Below are 18,971 nucleotides of genomic sequence, written 5' to 3' on the forward strand. Positions count from 1 at the left end.
GCGGGGAGCGGCCGGGCCGCTCCCTGGTCATTCATTTGGCAATGAGCTTGGCTGGCTCAGGCGGCGACGGCTTGCACTTCCATGGCGGCGTCCGCTGCCATCTCGATCAGCGCACGCTTGTATTCGTTCGGGAAGACTTTCACGAACTTGCCGCGCGCCGCAGCCCAGTCGTCGAGCAGGACGCGGGCGCGGGTGCTGCCCGTGTGCTTGAAGTGACGCTCGATCAGGCGCTTGAGGATGACTTCGTCCGCTTCCGGCACGCCGTCGCGGTGCTGCGTGTGCCAGGCGTCGCGGTCGACATGCTGTTCCGCCGCCGACACGACCTTGTCCAGGCTGACCATGGCCGTGTTGCACTTGCTGGCAAAGTCGCCCGCCGGGTCATACACATAGGCGATACCGCCCGACATGCCGGCCGCGAAGTTGCGTCCCGTGTTGCCCAGGACCACCACCGTGCCGCCCGTCATGTATTCGCAGCCATGGTCGCCCAGGCCCTCGACCACCGTGGTGGCGCCCGAGTTGCGCACGGCAAAGCGTTCACCAGCCACGCCGTTGAAGAAGGCTTCGCCGGCGATGGCGCCGTACAGCACCGTGTTGCCGATGATGATGTTGTCCACGGCCCAGCCGCGGAACTCGGTATTGGGCCGCACGATGATGCGTCCGCCCGACAAGCCTTTACCGACGTAATCGTTGCCCTCGCCCACCAGGTCGATCGTGATGCCGTGCGCCAGGAAGGCACAGGCCGACTGGCCCGCCGTGCCTTGCAACTGGATGTGGATGGTGTCGTCCGGCAAGCCGGCGTGGCCGTACTTCTTCGCCACTTCGCCGGACAGCATGGTGCCCACCGTGCGGTTCAAGTTGCGCACGGGCGAGATGAAGGAGACGCGCTCGCCCTTTTCCAGCGCCGCGCGCGCTTGCGCGATCAGCTTGTGGTCGAGCGCCTTTTCCAGCGCATGGTCCTGGAATTCCACGTGGCGGCAAGCCTGGCCATCCGGGGTTTCCGGCTTGTAGAAAATGGACGAAAAGTCCAGCCCCTGCGCCTTCCAGTGCGAAATCGCCTTCGATTTGTCGAGCAAGTCGACACGGCCGATCAGCTCGTCATACGTGCGGATGCCCAGCTGCGCCATCAATTGACGGGCTTCCTCTGCCACGAAGAAGAAGTAATTGACGACATACTCGGGTTTGCCCGAGAACTTGGCGCGCAGCACCGGATCTTGCGTGGCCACGCCTACCGGGCACGTATTCAAGTGGCATTTGCGCATCATGATGCAGCCTTCGACCACCAGCGGCGCCGTGGCGAAACCGATCTCGTCGGCACCCAACAGGGCGGCGATGACCACGTCGCGGCCCGTCTTCATCTGGCCGTCGGCCTGCACGCGGATGCGGCTGCGCAAACCATTCAAGACCAGCGTTTGTTGGGTCTCTGCGAGACCCAACTCCCACGGCGTGCCCGCATGTTTCACGGACGACAGAGGCGAGGCGCCCGTGCCACCGTCGTGGCCGGCGACGACCACGTGATCGGCTTTCGCCTTGGTGACGCCGGCAGCGACCGTGCCGATGCCCACTTCCGACACCAGCTTCACGGAAATCGAGGCGCGCGGGTTGGCGTTCTTCAAGTCATGGATCAGCTGCGCCAGATCTTCGATCGAATAGATGTCGTGGTGCGGCGGCGGCGAAATCAGGCCCACGCCCGGCACGGAAAAGCGCAGGCTGGCGATGTATTCGGACACCTTATGGCCCGGCAACTGGCCGCCTTCGCCCGGCTTGGCGCCCTGCGCCATCTTGATCTGGATCTGGTCGGCCGAGTTCAGGTAGGCGGCCGTGACGCCGAAACGTCCCGACGCCACCTGCTTGATGCGCGAGCGCATGGAATCGCCTTCCTGCAGCGGAATATCGACGACGATCTGCTCGGCACCCACGACGGACGCCATGGTGTCGCCCTGGCGGATCGGGATGCCCTTCAATTCCTGCGTGTAGCGGTTCGGATCTTCGCCGCCCTCGCCCGTGTTCGACTTGCCGCCGATGCGGTTCATGGCCACCGCCAGGGTCGCGTGCGCTTCCGTGCTGATCGAACCGAGCGACATGGCGCCCGTGGCGAAACGCTTGACGATTTCCTTGGCCGGTTCCACTTCGTCGAGCGGGATCGCCTTGGTCGGGTCGAGCTTGAACTCGAACAGGCCGCGCAGGGTCAGGTGACGACGGCTCTGGTCGTTGATGATTTGCGCATACTCTTTATAGCTGGAGAAATTGTTGCTGCGCGTGGAGTGCTGCAATTTCGCAATCGCGTCCGGCGTCCACATGTGGTCTTCGCCGCGCACGCGGAACGCATACTCGCCGCCCGCGTCGAGCTTATCGACCAGCACGGGATCGTTGCCGAAGGCCAGCGCGTGCAGGCGCAGCGCTTCTTCCGCCACTTCAAACACGCCGATGCCTTCCACGTTCGAGGCCGTGCCCTTGAAGTATTTGTCGACCAGCGACTTGTTCAGGCCGATGGCTTCGAAGATTTGCGCGCCGCAGTACGACATGTAGGTCGAAATGCCCATCTTCGACATGACCTTCATCAAGCCTTTGCCGACCGCCTTGGTGTAGTTATAGATGGCTTTGTCGCCCGACAGGTCGCCGGGCAAGCCGTGCGCCATCTCGGCCAGGGTTTCCATGGCCAAATACGGGTGGACGGCTTCCGCGCCATAGCCGGCCAGCAAGGCGAAGTGGTGCGTTTCGCGGGCCGAGCCCGTTTCCACGACGAGACCGGTGGACGCCCGTAAACCCTTGCTCACCAGGTGCTGGTGTACGGTGGACGTGGCCAGCAGCGCGGGGATCGCCACCTGGTCGGCGCAAATGGCGCGGTCCGAGACGATCAGGATGTTGTGGCCGGATTTCACGGCGTCGACGGCTTCCGCGCACAGCGAGGCCAGGCACGCTTCCACGCCTTCCTTGCCCCAGGCCAGCGGGTAGCAGATGTCCAGCTCGTACGACTTGAACTTGCCGCCCGTGTGGGCGCTGATGTTGCGCAGACGCGCCATGTCGTCAAAGCCCAGCACGGGCTGCGCCACTTCCAGGCGCATCGGCGGGTTGACGTTGTTGGTGTCGAGCAAATTCGGTTTCGGGCCGATGAAGGACACCAGCGACATCACCATCGCTTCGCGGATCGGGTCGATCGGCGGATTCGTCACTTGCGCGAACAATTGCTTGAAGTAGTTATACAAAGGCTTCAATTTGTTCGACATGACGGCCAGCGGCGAGTCATTGCCCATCGAGCCCGTCGCCTCTTCGCCGGCCAGTGCCATCGGCGCCATGAGGAATTTCAAGTCTTCCTGCGTGTAGCCGAACGCCTGCTGGCGGTCGAGCAACGATGGCTGGGCTTTTTCGCCCTGGGCGCGGTCTTGCTTGGCTTGACCTTCGGCCAGCTTGATCTCGTCGAGCTTGATGCGCACCGAGTTGATCCACGCCTTGTACGGCTTGGCGTTCGCGTAAGTGTTTTTCAGTTCCTGGTCGTCGATGATGCGGCCCGCTTCCAGGTCGATCAGGAACATTTTACCGGGCTGCAAGCGCCATTTCTGGATGATTTTCGATTCCGGGATCGGCAGCACGCCCGATTCCGACGCCATCACCACCAGGTCGTCGTCCGTGACGATGTAGCGTGCCGGACGCAAGCCGTTGCGGTCCAGGGTGCCGCCGATGTGGCGGCCGTCTGTGAATGCCATGGCGGCGGGGCCGTCCCACGGTTCCATCATGGCCGCGTGGTATTCATAGAAGGCGCGGCGGTTGTCGTCCATCGTCGTGTGGTTTTCCCACGCTTCCGGAATCATCATCATCATCGCCTGGGCGATCGGGTAGCCGGCCATCAGCAGCAATTCCAGCGCATTGTCGAAGCACGCCGTGTCGGACTGGCCTTCATAGATCAGCGGGAACAGTTTCTGCAGGTCGTCGCCCAGCACGGCCGACTTCATCACGCCTTCGCGCGCGCGCATCCAGTTGAAGTTGCCTTTCACCGTGTTGATCTCGCCGTTATGGGCGATCAGGCGGTAGGGATGGGCCAGCGGCCATTCCGGGAAGGTATTCGTCGAGAAACGCTGGTGCACCAGGGCCAGGGCCGAGATGCAGCGCGCATCCTGCAAGTCCTTGTAGTACACGCCCACCTGGTCGGCCAGCAGCAAGCCTTTGTAGACGATGGTACGGGCCGACATCGACGGCACGAAGAATTCCTTGCCGTGCAACAGCTTCAAGGCCTGGATGGCGTGGCCCGACGATTTGCGGATCACATACAGTTTGCGCTCGAGCGCGTCGGTGACCATGATGTCCGGGCCACGGCCGATGAAGATCTGGCGGATGACCGGTTCCTTGGCGCGCACGGTGGGCGACATCGGCATGTCCGTATCGATGGGCACGTTGCGCCAGCCCAGCACGACCTGGCCCTCGATGCGCACGGCGCGTTCGATTTCCTGTTCGCAGGCGATGCGCGACGCGTGTTCCTTCGGCAGGAAGACCATGCCCACGCCGTATTCGCCAGGCGGCGGCAATTCCACGCCCTGCTTGGCCATTTCTTCGCGGTAGTACTGGTCGGGAATCTGGATCAGGATGCCGGCGCCATCGCCCATCAGCGCATCGGCGCCGACGGCGCCCCGGTGATCGAGGTTTTTCAGAATCAGCAAACCCTGTTCGACGATCGAATGGGTCTTGTTGCCCTTGATATGGGCGACGAAACCGACGCCGCAGGCATCGTGTTCATTGGCTGGGTCGTACAGGCCTTGCGCTTTCATGGGCTTCTCCGCTGCATATGACTATCGAAAAACTAGAGTAGTGCAACGCAACAAAAAACTCAACCAGAACAATTAGGGTCGGAGTCGAATTAAATTCGATTCCGTCGCTCTAAAAATTTAATAGGGACACAGTCGAAGCCATTTCAATAAAACGTCAGAAAGCAACCATTTTTTGTTTTAAATGCGAATGCTTTTCAATTGGCGTCCGTTGCGGCCGCGACTTTGCGGGGACGGCCGCGCTTGGCGGGCAGCACTTGCCGCTGCATTTTCTGCTCCAGCGCCTGCTTGAAAGCGTCGGAACCCAGCGGCCAGCCCTTCAAAACAGCCTGTTCCACGGTTTTCACCTCGCTGCTGCCCAGTCCCTGCTCGAACAGGCGCAGATACGCCGCCTCGCGGTCGAACGGCGTGTTGCCCAGCGCCCAGTACAGCGCATGGTCGGTGATGACGGGATCGGGCCGCACACCGGCGTGGTGGGCATAGCTGGACCAGCTGTAATCGAGCGCCTGGCCCGCCAACCTCGTTTGCACGGGCACGCATTCCAGGTAACGGCAGCAAGTAAGGAAGAAATTGTCGGGATCGATGACGGAAGTTTTGTAGCGTCCCTGCCACAGCGCCCCTTCACGGCCGTATTTCTGGTTGAAATACGGCACGTAATAGCGTCCCAGCCACTGCATCAGCTGTCCCAGGCCCGTCGCATCGGCTGGTGTCGCCAATAAATGTAGCTGATCTGGCAATAAAACGTAGGCATGGATGGCCACCTTGAACATTTTCGCGCCCGTTTTCAGCCAGGACAGAAATTGGGCATAGTCCGCCGCGTCCTGGAACACGCTCTGGCGGTTGCTGCCGCGCTGGATCACGTAATGGGGCAGTGCGGGAATGATGAGGCGGGGCAAACGGGCCATGGCAAAATCGAAAAGTGAAGGCTAAGGCCTTGATTTTACACACTTGCGAGCGCAGGACGCGACTCTGACCCTGTTTTATTTGAAATACTGGAAAAAGCGATTGACTCTGTCCCTGAATTGTCCTGCAGGAGACTATGCACCTTCGCAGGCGGCAAGTTGGTAGTCCCAACGACCACCATGATCGAGGCAACTATCAATTTTCCACTCCTTGCGCAGCCAGAGAGCGGTACTGGCCAGTGCAACGATCAACAACAGGCCAGATAGGAAGCGCCGTTTCATGCTACTGGCCGCCTCTGGCGGTCAGGACAGGTTAAAACTGGCCGACAGGCTGTAGCCCTCGCCATACGCGCTGCGCAGCGGCAAGTCCTGGCCCAGGCCCGTCTTGGCTTTCTTGCGCAGGCGGTACACGAGCATGTCGACGCGGCGGCCCGCATCCGGATCTTCGCCGCCCATGCCGGCCACGATGACGTCGCGCGGCACGGGGCGGGTATTGATGGTCAGCAGGTGCAGGAAGTTGAATTCCTTTTCCGTCAGGGCGATGACGGCGCCCATCAATTCAAGTTGGCGAGCGCTTACTTTCAAGGTCCACTTGCCCGGCTCGGGAACGGGATCTTGCGGGCCGACGCGGCGGTCGAGCGCCTCGATGTGGGCAGCCAGTTCGGGGAATTTGATCGGCTTGGTCAGATAGTGGTCGGCGCCGAGGCGCAAGCCGAGGATGCGGCTGTCGAAGGCGACACGCCCCGTCAGCACCAGCACGCCGATCTGCGGATACAGCTGGCGCATGCGGGGGATGACGTTGAAGCCGTCCTCATCGGGCAAGCCCAGGTCCAGCACGACCACCCCGACATTGCCATGGCTCAACGCCGTCCACATCCCGCCAGCGGAGCTGGTGATATGCACTTCGTGTTCGAGCTCAACGAGAAACTCCGCCATGTCTTCGGCGTAGTCCAGATTGTCTTCGACGATCAGTATTTTCGTCATTGCAACGCCATTCTTCCATTAGTGAGCTACCGTGGGCAAACCATGCCATTCACTTCTGCACCATGATGGACGGCACAATAGGTTTACGTCAAGGAATTATCACGGTTGCCTTCAGCGGAAGCAACTTTTTTCTAGTCTAGCCAGGAAGCGGCAGCCAAATGCGGAAAATAGCCCCGCCTTCGGGCAGATTATGCCCCTGTAAACTCCCGCCATGCACGTCCACCACGGCGCGCGCCATGTACAGGCCCAGGCCCGCACCGGCATGCGTGGCATCGGTTCCACGGAAACCTTTTTCGAACAGCTGCGCCAGTTCTTCTTCCCGCAAACCGGGCCCCGCATCGCGCACACACAGCGCCACGCCGCCTTCGGGCACCAGCTTGCCCGACACGGTGATGCTGCTGCCCGGCGGGCTGAACTTGACCGCGTTGTCGAGCAGGATTTTCAGGCACAGGGCCATACCGGGCACGTCGCAGCGCAGCCGGGCCGGCAAGTCTTCATCGAGTTCCAGCTGTACGCGGTGACTGGCCGGCACGGTGGCGGCCGCCTGCTGCAACAAGGCCAGCGGCGCGATGCCATCGGCCGCCCGTTCGCGGCCGATGGCCGCCATGCGTTCGGGCGACAAATAGTCGTCGATCATGGCCAACAAACGGTCGACGGCCGCCTGGATTTTCACGTAGCGCTTGCGCGTGGCCTCGTCGGCGTCTCGGGATGTCGAGACGAGGCGCTGGATGGCGCCGTCGATGGTGGCCAGCGGCGTGCGGAATTCATGCGACAGCATCGAGGCGAAACGCTTCTGCTCCTTTTCCCGCTCGGCTTCCTGCGCCTGGGCGACGCTGACGTCGCGCACCGTGCCGACGATGGTGACGCCCCGCCCCGCTGCCACAGGCACGATGGTCGAGCTGATTTCCAGCGCCAGCAGGCGGCCGTCGGCGTGCGGCAATTCCACTTCGCGCAGCAGGGTCAAACGGCTGGTGTCGCCATCGCGCCAGCGCTGCAGCCGGGCCGGCACGTCCGCCGCCAGGCGTGCCGCGTGTTCGCGCAAGGCTGCCAGGTCGTAACCGGTCAGGCGTTGCGCCGCGGGGCTGATGTAGCGTAATTCGAGGGTGGTGGCGTCGAGCAGGAAGGCCGCGTCGCGCCCATGTTCGGCCAGCAGGCGGAACGTCGCTTCGCCGGCGCGCGCGCGCAGCAGGGCGCGGCGCAACTGGACGAAGCGCAGCGCCATGAGGACGGCGCCGGCAAGCAGCAGGAGGAAAATAGGCAGCATGCGTTATACCTGGCAAGAAAGAATTGCCAAGTATAAGCGTGCGCTGCCCTTAATCTTCCAGCGGGGCGAAAATCTGCTGCAAGTCTTCCTGCGTGAGGGCCATCTTCTGCGATTCGCCTTCGGCCAGGATCGATTGCGCCAGCTCCGATTTCTTTTGCTGCAGCAGCTGGATTTTTTCTTCCAGGGTGCCCTTCGCAATCAATTTGTAGACGAACACAGGCTTATCCTGGCCGATGCGCCAGGCGCGGTCCGTGGCCTGGTTTTCCGCCGCCGGATTCCACCACGGATCGTAGTGGATGACCGTGTCGGCCGCCGTCAGGTTCAAGCCCACGCCGCCCGCCTTCAGGCTGATCAGGAAGATCGGTACGGCGCCCTGCTGGAAGGCGGCCACCTGCGCGCCCCGGTCCTTCGTTTCGCCCGTCAGCAGCGCGTAGGGGATATCGCGCGATTCCAGCTCTTCCTCGATCAATTCCAGCATGCTGGTAAATTGCGAGAAAACGAGGATCTTGCGCCCTTCGTCGAGCAAGTCTTCCACCATCTGCATCAGGTCGAGCAGCTTGGCCGAACCGGCCGACTGCTTCTTCGCCGGCAAGGATTTCACCAGACGCGGGTCGCAGCAGACCTGGCGCAGTTTCAGCAGCGCTTCGAGAATGACGATCTGGCTGCGCGCCACGCCCTTCTTGTCGATTTCTTCACGGACCTTTTGATCCATCGCAAGACGCACGGTTTCATACAGGTCGCGCTGCGGCCCCGTCAATTCCACCTTGCGCACCATTTCCGTCTTCGGCGGGAGCTCTTTGGCCACATTGTCCTTCGTGCGGCGCAGCAGGAAGGGCTTGATGCGGCGGTTCAGCAGCATGCGGCGCAGCGGATCGTCCTGGCGCTCGATCGGGTGGCGGAACTGCGTATTGAAGGTCTTTTCGTCGCCCAGCAAGCCCGGCAGCAGGAAGTGGAATTGCGACCACAGTTCGCCCAAATGATTTTCCAGCGGCGTGCCGGACAAGCACAGGCGGTGGCGCGCGCGCAGCAGGCCCGCGCTTTGCGCCGCCTTGCTGCGCGTATTCTTGATGTAATGCGATTCGTCGAGGATAACCAGGTGGAAATCGTGCTCGCGCAAGGTTTCCTCGTCGCGCGGCAACAGCGCGTACGTGGTCAGCACCAGGTCGCACTGGTCGATCTGGTCGAATTGCTGGGCGCGGTCCTTGCCTTGCAGCAGCAACACCTTCAGGCTGGGCGCGAACTTGGCCGCCTCGTCCTGCCAGTTGCCCATCAGACTCGTCGGTGCGATGACCAAGGCCGGATGCGTAAGGCGGCCCGCTTCCTTTTCCACGAGGATATGCGCCAGCGTTTGCACCGTTTTACCTAAGCCCATGTCATCGGCGAGGATGCCCGCCAGGTCATGGTCGCGCAGGAATTGCATCCACGCCAGGCCGTCGGCCTGGTAGTCGCGCAAGGTTGCCTGCAGGCCGGCGGGCGCCGCCACTTTTTGCACGGAACCGAACTGGCTCAGCTTGCGGCCCATGGCGCGCAGCTGTTCGCCGCCCGTCCACTGCATGTCCAGGCCCCGCGCCAGCTCTTCCAGGCGCGCCGCATCGAGCGTCGACATGCGCACGGCACGCTTGATCTTGTCGCTGAAATACAGCTCGCCCAGCGTGTTCAAAATCGGACGCACGCGGCCCCACGGCAGGGCGACGCGCGTGCCGTCCGGCAAGGTTGCCAGCATCTGGTCATCGTCCGCATGTGCTTCGATGACTTTCGGATTGAAATCGTTGGGCGCGTTGCGGATCAGCTGCACCAGCACGGGCAGCAGCGGCACGCGCTCGTGGTTGACGACGATGCCCAGTTCCAGCTCGAACCAGGCGTTGCCGCTGTCCGGATCCTGGTCATCGATTTCCGCGTACCAGTCGCCCACGTCGCTCACGTCGTAGCGGTACTTGGCCGTCTTTTCCACGATCCAGCCCTGCGCCAGCAAGGCGTCGATGCCGGACTCGGCAAAACGCAGCCATTCCGCCTGGGAAGGCAGCAGCAAGGCGCCCTTCAAGCCGCTCAAGGGAGCGGAGCCCGGCTTCTTGAATTGCAGCTCGGCCAGGGTGGCCAGCGCGCGTGCTTCATCGACCGTATTTCTCTGGATAATTTCCGTCACCTCGCCCACTTGCCGCACCACGCGCTGCGACGGGTCGAACGAGACTCTTTCGCCATCGTAGTCGTAGGACAGCACGGCGAAGTCGCTCCAGCGCTGCAGGCTGCCATCGGCCAGCATGGCGCTGTCCAGCAGCAACACCGGTTGTGCCGGCACGTCCTTGCGCAAGCGCTGCGGCAACGGTTGCGGCAGCGGCATCAGATGCTGCAAGCCTTGCGCCAGCAGCAGTTGCGACACGCGCACCTTGTCGTTCGCATTCAGGGGCGGCGCCTGCGCCACCAGCGCCTGCAGGTCGGCCAGGGAAATGTCGGAGCCGCCCTGGTTCAGTTCCAGCACGCCGCACGACAGATTGTCGATGTACCACGGCGGATCGGTGGGCAGCATGTAGTCGATCTGGTCGGCGCCATGGTGCTTCGCGCCTTCCGGCGGGTCCACTTGCCAGCCCAGGCGCATGGTCTTGCCTTCGTCGCGCCAGAACAGGCGGGCGGGACGCACGGGACCTTCCTTCAATGGATACACGAGACCATTGCCGACGTCGGCCCAGGAATTGGCCCACAACAATTTATCCTGCTCTGCCAGCATTTTCAGCAGGGCCGCACCCACCTTGCCCTTCGGCTCCGTGGCGCTGCCCGTCTGCGAATTCTGCCCGCTGCGCATGGCCACGAAGAAACGCACGAGGTCTTCGTCGGCCGGCGTCAAAAACGTGGGCGGCGCCGACAGCAGGGAAAAGATTTCGCTGATGGGGGACGCCGCCGCCACATCGCCGTTCGGCCGCAGCCGCGCCTTGTACAGGCACAGGGCCACGTGGCGGCCGCCGCTGGTGGGCGCCAGCACGTAGATCAGGCGGTGCTGGTTGAGTTTGGGATCGGGCTCGGCAATCGTCAGCACGGCCTTCGGATGGGCGGCAGCCTCCACCCGCTGCAGCCAGGTGGCGACGGCATACGGCAAAGGCGCTCCCGGCGCGCTGGCCGGGGCAACTGGGGTTTCACTGGTTTCGTCGCGGGTAAAATCCATGGGGCGCATTTTTGTGTAAAGGTCGTATCCAAATCGGCAACAGGCAATATTATCCGCCATACAGGCGTTGCTGGCTTGATTCACACACGCTCTTTGAGCAGTTTTAATGCGCGATGCCTAAAAAATAAGTATTTAATACGACACTTGGGGTCCGCTGACGGCAAAAAAGGCCCGTCATAGGCCTTTTTTCGCCGCCTGTGGAGGGCTTATCAGGCCGGCACAGTTTCTTCTTCGGCCACGCTGGCGGCCTCGACTACCGGTGCCGTGCTCGTATCGGCCGGCGTAAAGTTGCGCAAAAACAAGAAGAACTGGCCCATCATCTGCGTCCACAGTTGCAGATTGATATTCAGGTACTCCTTGCTGACGCCGCCGGCGACCAGCACATCCATCTCCAGCACGACGAAATCGCCATGCTGGGCCACGCGGGCAAAACGCTTGCTGCGGTGCCATTCGGCCAGCAAGCCGGCCGGCAAGTCGCCGCCCTGCACGCGCAGCGGGCAGCTCAGGGTCAGGTCCGCGTACTGGCCAGGCGCGGCTTCATTACCCCACAGCACCTGGAAACCGATGCCATGGCTGGCGCTGTGCAGGCGCACGACACCGTCGTGTTCGATGCTGGTGACGGCGCAGCCGGCCGCCTTGATGGCCTCGGCCGTTTGTTCCGCATTCAGGGTGGTCAGCAAGCTAGTCGTGTTTTCCATCGTCATTCCATTCATTTCAAAAAGTAAAAATTATTGGGGTGCCGGCGCGGGCGCGGCCGGCGTTGCTGCCGCTTCGGTTTGACGCGCATCAAAGCGGCCCTGGTACAGCTGGTCGCCGTACTGCTGCGCGATTTGCTCGAGTTTCACCCGGCTTTGCGCGGCGAACGGCTGGCGCGCTTTCATGACGTCCAGCACGTCCAGGCTTTCATACGCTTGCAGGATCTCTTTCCCTGCCGCATACAGCTGGGCATTCTTGCTTTCGCAGCGCGCCAGGGCACTGCGCTGCACCGCCACTTCGCCGTCCAGGCGCGCCCGCTCCGCTTCGATCTGCTTGCCCGTGACGGCCAGCCGTTCGCCGGCCTGGCGGTACTGCGCCAAATTCGCGGTTGCCTCCTGTGCGGCGGCGGCGCTGCGCTGCTGCTCGGCGGCCAGTTTTTCCCGCTGCGCGCGTTCCTGCGCCAGCTGCGACTGGCTGCGCGCCAGCTCCTTTTTCACGCCATCGCTGGCAGGCGCCGCGGCGGCGGCGAGCGTCGCCTTGGCGGCCGGCGCGCCCTTGGCTTTCAGCGCTTCCAGTTCGCCGCGCGTCTGCTGCAGCTGCGCCGTGACATTGCGCAACTCGGCACGCAAACGCTCTTCCATGCTTTGCCCTTTTTGCGCTTGGGCGGTGCCGGCGGCCAGCAAGCTCAACAGCAATAAAGGCAGGCGCATTTTGTTGGATATCAACATCATGGCTCCTTAAAAACGCGCGTTCAATTCGATTTGCAGGGTGTCGATCGACAGTGCCGAACCGAACACTTCGCGGCTCGACGTCCAGCGGCCGTTCAGCCAGGTATTCTTGTCGAGCGCATACGCGCCGCCGAGGTAGTAGCCGCGCGCATTCGTGCCGCCCAGATGGAAGGTGGAATCGTTGTAGGCGTCAGGCAAGGCGTCCGGTTCGATGCGCTTGTAACCGAGCAGCACGTTCCAGTCGCCGCGCGCCGCCGGGCTGGCCTTGCCCAGGGTCGCCTGCAGCATGTAGGCATTGCCGCCGCTCTTGAAATCAGCTTGCGAGACGCCGCCCGTGCCACCGAAGTTATTCATGATGCCGCCCTTGGCGCGTGCCCACATTTCATTCTTGTCGTAGGCCATGTTGCGCACATAGTCGCCTTCGATGCGCAAGTCCGTGCCGCCCGCGACCTTGCTATCCCAGCGCGCATTCAGGTTGGCCAGGCGGAATTTCGACGCCAGGCCCACGAATTGCGGCTGCGGCGTATTGGCCGGATCGAGCGGATTCAGGGCGATATTGCGCAGCAACATCAAGCTATTGCCCTTTTGCATGCTCGATGGACGCGACCAGTCCGTGCTGCAGCCATCGGCGCCCGCGTACAAGGCGCACGGCTGCGAATACTCGCCGCTGATGTTGCGGAAGTTGTAGTAGGCCAAGGCGCCACGCAATTGATGGTCGCTATTGATCTTCCACGACGCGCCCACTTGCGCACCGAGCAGCCATTTGTTTTCGCTCGACATTTTTGCCTGGCTGCGGCTAGGCGCATTGTCGGACGAATACTCGAGCGGAATCAGGCCCAGGGTGCCGAACACGGTGACGTCCTTGCTCTCGCCGACCGGCTGCTGCACCTTGGCGGCGATGCCGTCGAAATTGAGTTCGCTGGAAAACAGTTCGTCGCCGGACACGAACGGATTGTCGAAGCGGCCCGCCGTCAGTTTCAGCCAGGAAGCGGGCTGGTAGGACAGCCAGGCCTGGTCCAGCCAGATGTTTTTCTTGCCCAGGCCGCCACCGAGGGTTTGCGTGGTGGACACCGGGCTGTCGTCGTTGCCGCTGGCCAGGCGGATGCCCGCTTGCGTGGTGTCGGAAATGTCGGCCAGGATGCCGAGGCGGGCACGGGCGCGCAGCAAGTGCTTGCGGTCTTCGCGCGTGTTCAGCAACGCCGGCAGGGCCAGGTTGGTGTTCGAATTGACGTCGTAGCCGCTGCCGCTGTTGAGCGAGCGCCAGTCGATCTCGATATTGCTGTTGGCCATGTCGTAATAGCGCGATTCGTAGCGCGCGCGCACGTCGCCTTCCAGGCGGATACGCTTGGTCCAGGCCGGCGTTTCATTCGGCGCCGCCCAGCCGCCCGCTTTTGCTTCGGCCATGACCTGGCCCTTGATCTCGTCGCGGATCTGCTCGCGCACGGTTTGCGAAATATACGGCACGCGCACGTCGCCCGGCTGCACTTGCGCCAGGGCGGCCGGTGCGGCGGCCGGACGGGCTTGCGCCGCGGCCAGCGCTTCGCCCTGCGCCTGCGCCAGCAAGGCTTCGCCGGCATCCTTGTTCAGGGCGCCGCTCTGGATCAGGCCGCGGATCAGCTTGACCATGGTGCTGTCGGCCGGTGCCTGCGCTTGTACTGCGCCCGCCGCCACGCTCAGGGCCAGGGCTGCCAGCGCCAGTGGAAGACGGCGCGCACGCTGTGGGGAAGAAAATATGGAATTCATTGTTTCTTTCGAAAAAAATTAATATGAATTGGGGACGCTATGGCCGGCGGCCTTTAATGGATACCCGGGCCGGGAAACGCAGGGACGCCGGCGGCCGCTCATCGGCGCGGAAGTCGCGCACCATGGCCAGCACCTGCTCATCCGTCTGCGCATTGCCCGTGCCTTGCACCAGCTGCACTTTCGTCGCCCTGCCTTCCGTATCGAGCCACAGGTCGACGCGGATGTCGGCGAACGCCAGCTGGCGCGTGCGCGGGTCGCGGGCGAACGCCAGCTGCAGCGCGTTGGCGACATAGCGGCCATACGATCCCGCGCCGAGTCCGCCGCCACCGCCGCTACCGCTCATGCCGCCGCCGCGCCCGGCCTGGATGCCGAACGCGTCGCTGCCGGCCTGCGCCGCGCCGTCGATGGTGACGGGGTCGCCCTTGTCCGGCGACGGGCTTTCCGGCGCGTCATCCATGGGCTTGTCGGCAGGCGTCGGTTCCGGCTCGGACACTTCCGGCACCACCTTGTCCGGTGTCGGTTCCGGCAATTTTTCCGGTTCCGGCGGCGGCGGTGGCGGCGGTGGCAGCATCAGCATCGGCGGCGCCGCCACTTCGCGCTTGGTGGCCGCCGTATCGGACAGCAAATACCAGACCAGCGCGGCCAGCGCAGCGGCCAGCAGCGCGCCGCCGGCCACGCCGCCCCAGCGGCGCCACCACTGCGCCGCGCCCGACGATTCCGAGCCGGCCGTCTTCATCATGTCGTCACGCTTCACCTTGCGCTCCTCATGCCGGCTTGCCGGTCACCAGGCCCACCTGGTTCAGGTCGATGCGGCGCAGCAGGTCCAGCACTTCGACCACCTTCGCGTATTGCACGGCGGCGTCGCCGCGCACGATCACGGGGAAGTCGGGCGTCAGCGCCTTTTCCGTGCGCAGCCGCTCTTCCAGCTCGGGCAGGGTGACGGGATAGGCGTCGAGGAAGACCTGGCCCGCGTTGTCGATGGTGATGGCCTTGGTCTTCGGCTTTTCCAGCGCCATGGCCGAGCTGGCCTTGGGCAGGTCGACCTTGATGCCGGGGATGCTGGCGTTGCTGGTCAAAATGAAGATCACCAGCACCACCAGCAGCACGTCGACGAAGGGCGTGATGTTGATGCCGCCGCTACGCTTGCGGGGGGTAAACTTGGCGGAGGTGGCCATGGTTATGCGCCCCTCACGCCTGATGCAGCGCGGGACGCATCTGGCGTCCGTCGCCCTGCTCTTCCGCCAGACGCGTGGCGAATTCATCGACGAAGACGGCCATATCGGCGACGATGGCATCCGAACGCGAGGACAGCCAGTTGTAGCCGAACAGGGCGGGAATCGCCACGCCCAGGCCAGCAGCCGTACACAGCAGCGCTGCCGCCATGCCCGGCGCCACCGAGTTGATGTCCACGGCGCCCGCCATGGCCGCCACGACGAACACCAGCATGATGCCGATCACGGTGCCGAACAGGCCGACGTACGGCGCGCCTTCGATGGTGGTCGAGAGCCAGATCATGCGCTTGGACATGCGCTCGCTTTCGCGCACCATCACGCCATCCATGGCGGCGCGGATGGCGCCGATCGTCGCGTTTGAGACGGCGTTCAAGTCGTAGCCGCGGTCGTGGCGGCGGCGCATCTCGTCGATGGCCACGTCATACAGACGCCACAGCGAGGAATCCGTTTTCACGGAAGCGCTCAGCTTGCCGTTGCGCGCCAGGTGATCGAGCGGCGCGCCGGCCGCTTCGTGGAACGACTGCATGAACTGGGCATTGGCGCGCGAGATGGCGCCATAGCTGCGGCCCTTGCCGATCATGATGATCCACGACAAGACCATCATCAGGCCCAGCACGCCGACGACGATCCAGGCGTCGAGCGGCATTGCGGCGATGATGAAACCGAAATGGCTTTTGCCCGCCTGCTGTTCATCGGCGCCAAATACGGCCAGGCGCGATTCGGAACCTTGCGAGACGGCGTCGGCCAGCAGCAGGGCGTCGGGACGGGCCGTGCGCGACAGGCGCAGCTCGTCGATGGCACCCGTGAAGTTGGCCAGTGCGGCGCCACCGGCGACCGGCGGCGCGTCGGTACCCACCGAGGCGGCCGTGCTGAATGCCGGCAGGGCGGTGGCCAGCGAGACGGCCGGACGGCCGCCCACGTACAGGGCCACATTGTTCTTGTCGGCCTTGACGGCCAGGTGCGACCATTGCGCGGCCTGGATAGGCTGGCCCGGCTTGCTGCGCTGGCCATTGACCTGCACGAAAGGCACGCCCTGGTCCACGCCGATCAGCAATTCATTGGCGCCGTCGCGGCGCGCATACAGCACTTGCTGGGCGCCCAGGTTGTCCGGACGCACCCAGGCGGAAAAGGTGAACGGCGCGCCGGCGGCCAGCGCCAGCGATGGCGAGGCAGGCAGCATCAATGGCATGGTGCCCAGGCGGGCACCGGCACCGATGACGGAACCGTCGAGTGCCGGCACGGCCGTCTGGGCATGGTTGCCGTAGGCGGTGCTGTCGCGCGAGGGCACGCCCGGTTCGCTGAAGTGATATACGAGGCTGTAGTCGGGGTCAAACGTACGCTGGCCGTTGCCGGAGGCGGGCGCCTTCGGATTGCCGTAGTACATCCACAGCTGCTGCGGCGTACCGGCCGTCAGGGCCGGCACGTCGACCCAGATCAGGGCGATGCCCAAGAGCGGATTGAATTGCTCGATCTGGTGGTTCAGCACCGTTTTATCGTCGCCCGCCACGAAGCGCAGGTCGGCGCCGTTATCGCTGACGCCTTCGAAGTTGAAGTTACCCGAATGCAAGCGCAGCAGCACGGGGATGCGGCCGGGATCGCCGCCCACCGCGCCCGCCTTCGGGCCGGCGTCGACGGTGACGGGTTTGCGGTAAGCCCAGTCGGGCTGCCACCAGGCATGCGCCAGGCCGGGAACGAGCGTGCCCAGGATCGTGAGCAGAAAAAGAAAACGTTGCATGACAGTGATTCTCCGAAGAAAAGTCTAAAAAAGTGCAGTGCTGTTGAGCTGGCCCGTCAGTAGCTGGCCGACAGGTTGAAATTGATGCGGCGCACGTGTTTGTGCGTGCGCGGGCCATCGCGCAGCGGATACGAAAAGTCGATGCGGCCATTCAGGTAGCGCAGGAACTGGAAGCTGCTGCCCACGCCCACGGAGGCCAGGCCGAACAGGTCTTTCTGCTCGATCATCGGATCGCGCAGGCGCAGGCGCGCGCCATCGGCAAAAGCGAACAGGCGCCAGTTTTCCAGGCGGCTGAAATACGTCAGCTGGGGCGTGCGCCATTCGACCGTGCCGGACACGCCGTAATCGCCCGTCGCTTCGGCCGACAGATAGCCGCGCACGGAATTGGCGCCGCCGGCGGCCATCTGCTCGCCCGACACGAGCGCCGCATCGGCCAGCTGGCCCGCCAGCTTGCCGTACAGCTGCGCGCCGCTGCCCAGGGTAGTGGTGGCATTGGCGTCGCCCTTCAGGACGAGGAAGCTGGGCGAGGCCTTGTAGCGCTTGTTGTCGTAGGCGGCGCTGTCGCTGCCGTAGCCAAACGAAGCGCGCGTGCCGGCCACCAGCGACAGGCCGAGGCCATACGTCGCCGCCTCCGTCTGCGCAAAGCCGTTATACGACACGCTCAGGGGCACGTACTTGAGCGGAATATTGCTGCCCGTGCCATTGAGCTTGAGCGCTTCCTGGTTATCCTTGAAATCGATGCCGGCAGAAAAACTGTGCCACCAGATGCCGCTGTTGGGCACCGTGTAGTTGACTTTCATGCCCAGCGCATGGCCCTTGCCCAGCACGCTGGTGCCGCCCGTGCTGGCCACGTTGCTGTTCGACTGGTAGCCGGTCGCTTCCACGCTCCAGCCCTGCGTGCCGATCGGCGCCACGTACGAGGCGGACCACACCTTGGTCTGGTTCAGGTCGCCCGGCGTGCCGAAAAAGCTGATGGTGGCGCTATGCCCGAGCTGCCACAGATTGTCGTGGCCGACCGACATGCTGGTACGCAATTTCTTCGTATCAGCGCTGTAATCGTTGTTCAAGCCCACGCTGGCGCGCCACGGGCTGCTGTCGTCCACTTTCAGGTCCACGTCCATGGTGCCGGGCAGGCTGCCCTGCTTGACCAGCGGCATCACCTGGCGCTTGGGACCGCGGTTCAGGGCCGTCAGTTCCACTTGCGCCTGCGTAAAGTCGGGCACCGTGCCTTCCGTCAGGGCCGGCACTTGCTGGCGCACGTCGAGCGGCGAGTTGTATTGCGCGCCGACCACGCGCAAGCGCCCCACCTTCGTTTCGCTCACCTGCAGCACCACCACGCCCTGCTCCACCTGCTGCTCCGGCAAGTCCACGTAGACGGACTGGTAGCCCCGGGCTTGATATGCAGCAACGAGGGCGTCACGCGCCCCTTCCACGTCCTTCAAAGTGCGGCCCGGCCCCAGGAAGGGCGTGACCGCCTCTTCGATGGCGCGGGCGTCGAGCACGGTATTGCCGCGCACCAGGTATTCCTCGATCGTCACTTGCCGTTCCGGCGCGGCCACGGGGGCCGCCGCCGGCACCGTATCCTGCGCGCGCGCCATGCCGGGCAGCGCCAGCATGGCCAGGCACAGCATCGTCAAGGCGGTTGCAGGCGCCGCTGGCGGCACGCCCCTGCCCTTGGTTGTCATTTCACGCATCTTCCATTCACCTTAAAATCAAACGGTTGCCCTGTATTGCGGCGCTGGGCCGGCGTTTTTTTGTTGCTGATGTTCATCTACTGAT

General features: G+C 63.6%; 12 protein-coding genes. All 12 read right to left on the reverse strand.

Annotated elements, in window-relative coordinates; all coding sequences use genetic code 11:
* Positions 1-56 precede the first annotated feature (56 nt).
* The 12 genes from JAB8_RS14615 to JAB8_RS14670 all read right to left on the reverse strand — a co-directional run bounded on the left by JAB8_RS14615 (position 57) and on the right by JAB8_RS14670 (position 18,886).
* Positions 57-4,757, reverse strand: coding sequence for a glutamate synthase-related protein (locus JAB8_RS14615; protein WP_070290323.1), 4,701 nt, complete (start codon positions 4,755-4,757; stop codon positions 57-59).
* Between the two features lie 194 nt (positions 4,758-4,951).
* Positions 4,952-5,659, reverse strand: a complete 708-nt coding sequence (locus JAB8_RS14620) for a transposase (RefSeq protein WP_070290325.1) — start codon at positions 5,657-5,659, stop codon at positions 4,952-4,954.
* A gap of 300 nt (positions 5,660-5,959) precedes the next feature.
* Positions 5,960-6,640, reverse strand: coding sequence for a response regulator transcription factor (locus JAB8_RS14625; RefSeq protein ID WP_034753797.1), 681 nt, complete (start codon positions 6,638-6,640; stop codon positions 5,960-5,962).
* A gap of 136 nt (positions 6,641-6,776) precedes the next feature.
* Positions 6,777-7,904 (reverse strand): PAS domain-containing sensor histidine kinase, encoded by a 1,128-nt coding sequence (locus tag JAB8_RS14630; RefSeq protein WP_070290327.1) that lies wholly within the window; start codon positions 7,902-7,904, stop codon positions 6,777-6,779.
* A 49-nt stretch (positions 7,905-7,953) separates the two neighbouring features.
* On the reverse strand, positions 7,954-11,058 hold the full coding sequence (locus tag JAB8_RS14635) for a DEAD/DEAH box helicase (protein ID WP_070290329.1): 3,105 nt from the start codon (positions 11,056-11,058) through the stop codon (positions 7,954-7,956).
* A gap of 209 nt (positions 11,059-11,267) precedes the next feature.
* On the reverse strand, positions 11,268-11,756 hold the full coding sequence (locus JAB8_RS14640; RefSeq protein ID WP_227742071.1) for a YbjN domain-containing protein: 489 nt from the start codon (positions 11,754-11,756) through the stop codon (positions 11,268-11,270).
* Positions 11,757-11,786: 30 nt separating this feature from the next.
* Positions 11,787-12,485, reverse strand: coding sequence for a hypothetical protein (locus tag JAB8_RS14645; RefSeq protein WP_070290331.1), 699 nt, complete (start codon positions 12,483-12,485; stop codon positions 11,787-11,789).
* A 6-nt stretch (positions 12,486-12,491) separates the two neighbouring features.
* Entirely contained in the window at positions 12,492-14,225 is a 1,734-nt protein-coding gene (locus JAB8_RS14650) for a putative porin (RefSeq protein ID WP_070290334.1), read from the reverse strand.
* 37 nt (positions 14,226-14,262) lie between these two features.
* Positions 14,263-14,979 carry an energy transducer TonB gene (locus JAB8_RS14655; protein WP_227742072.1) on the reverse strand — a complete coding sequence of 239 codons (717 nt, stop codon included), beginning with the start codon at positions 14,977-14,979 and terminating at the stop codon, positions 14,263-14,265.
* 10 nt (positions 14,980-14,989) lie between these two features.
* Positions 14,990-15,400, reverse strand: coding sequence for a biopolymer transporter ExbD (locus JAB8_RS14660; RefSeq protein WP_034753784.1), 411 nt, complete (start codon positions 15,398-15,400; stop codon positions 14,990-14,992).
* 13 nt (positions 15,401-15,413) lie between these two features.
* Positions 15,414-17,192, reverse strand: coding sequence for a MotA/TolQ/ExbB proton channel family protein (locus tag JAB8_RS14665; RefSeq protein ID WP_070290336.1), 1,779 nt, complete (start codon positions 17,190-17,192; stop codon positions 15,414-15,416).
* 56 nt (positions 17,193-17,248) lie between these two features.
* A complete protein-coding gene (locus JAB8_RS14670; RefSeq protein WP_175445200.1) occupies positions 17,249-18,886 on the reverse strand; it encodes a ShlB/FhaC/HecB family hemolysin secretion/activation protein in 1,638 nt (545 codons plus the stop codon).
* Between the last annotated feature and the right edge of the window lie 85 nt (positions 18,887-18,971).

Source organism: Janthinobacterium sp. HH106 (genome assembly GCF_001758725.1).
In the GTDB taxonomy this organism is placed as follows: Bacteria; Pseudomonadota; Gammaproteobacteria; order Burkholderiales; family Burkholderiaceae_D; genus Janthinobacterium.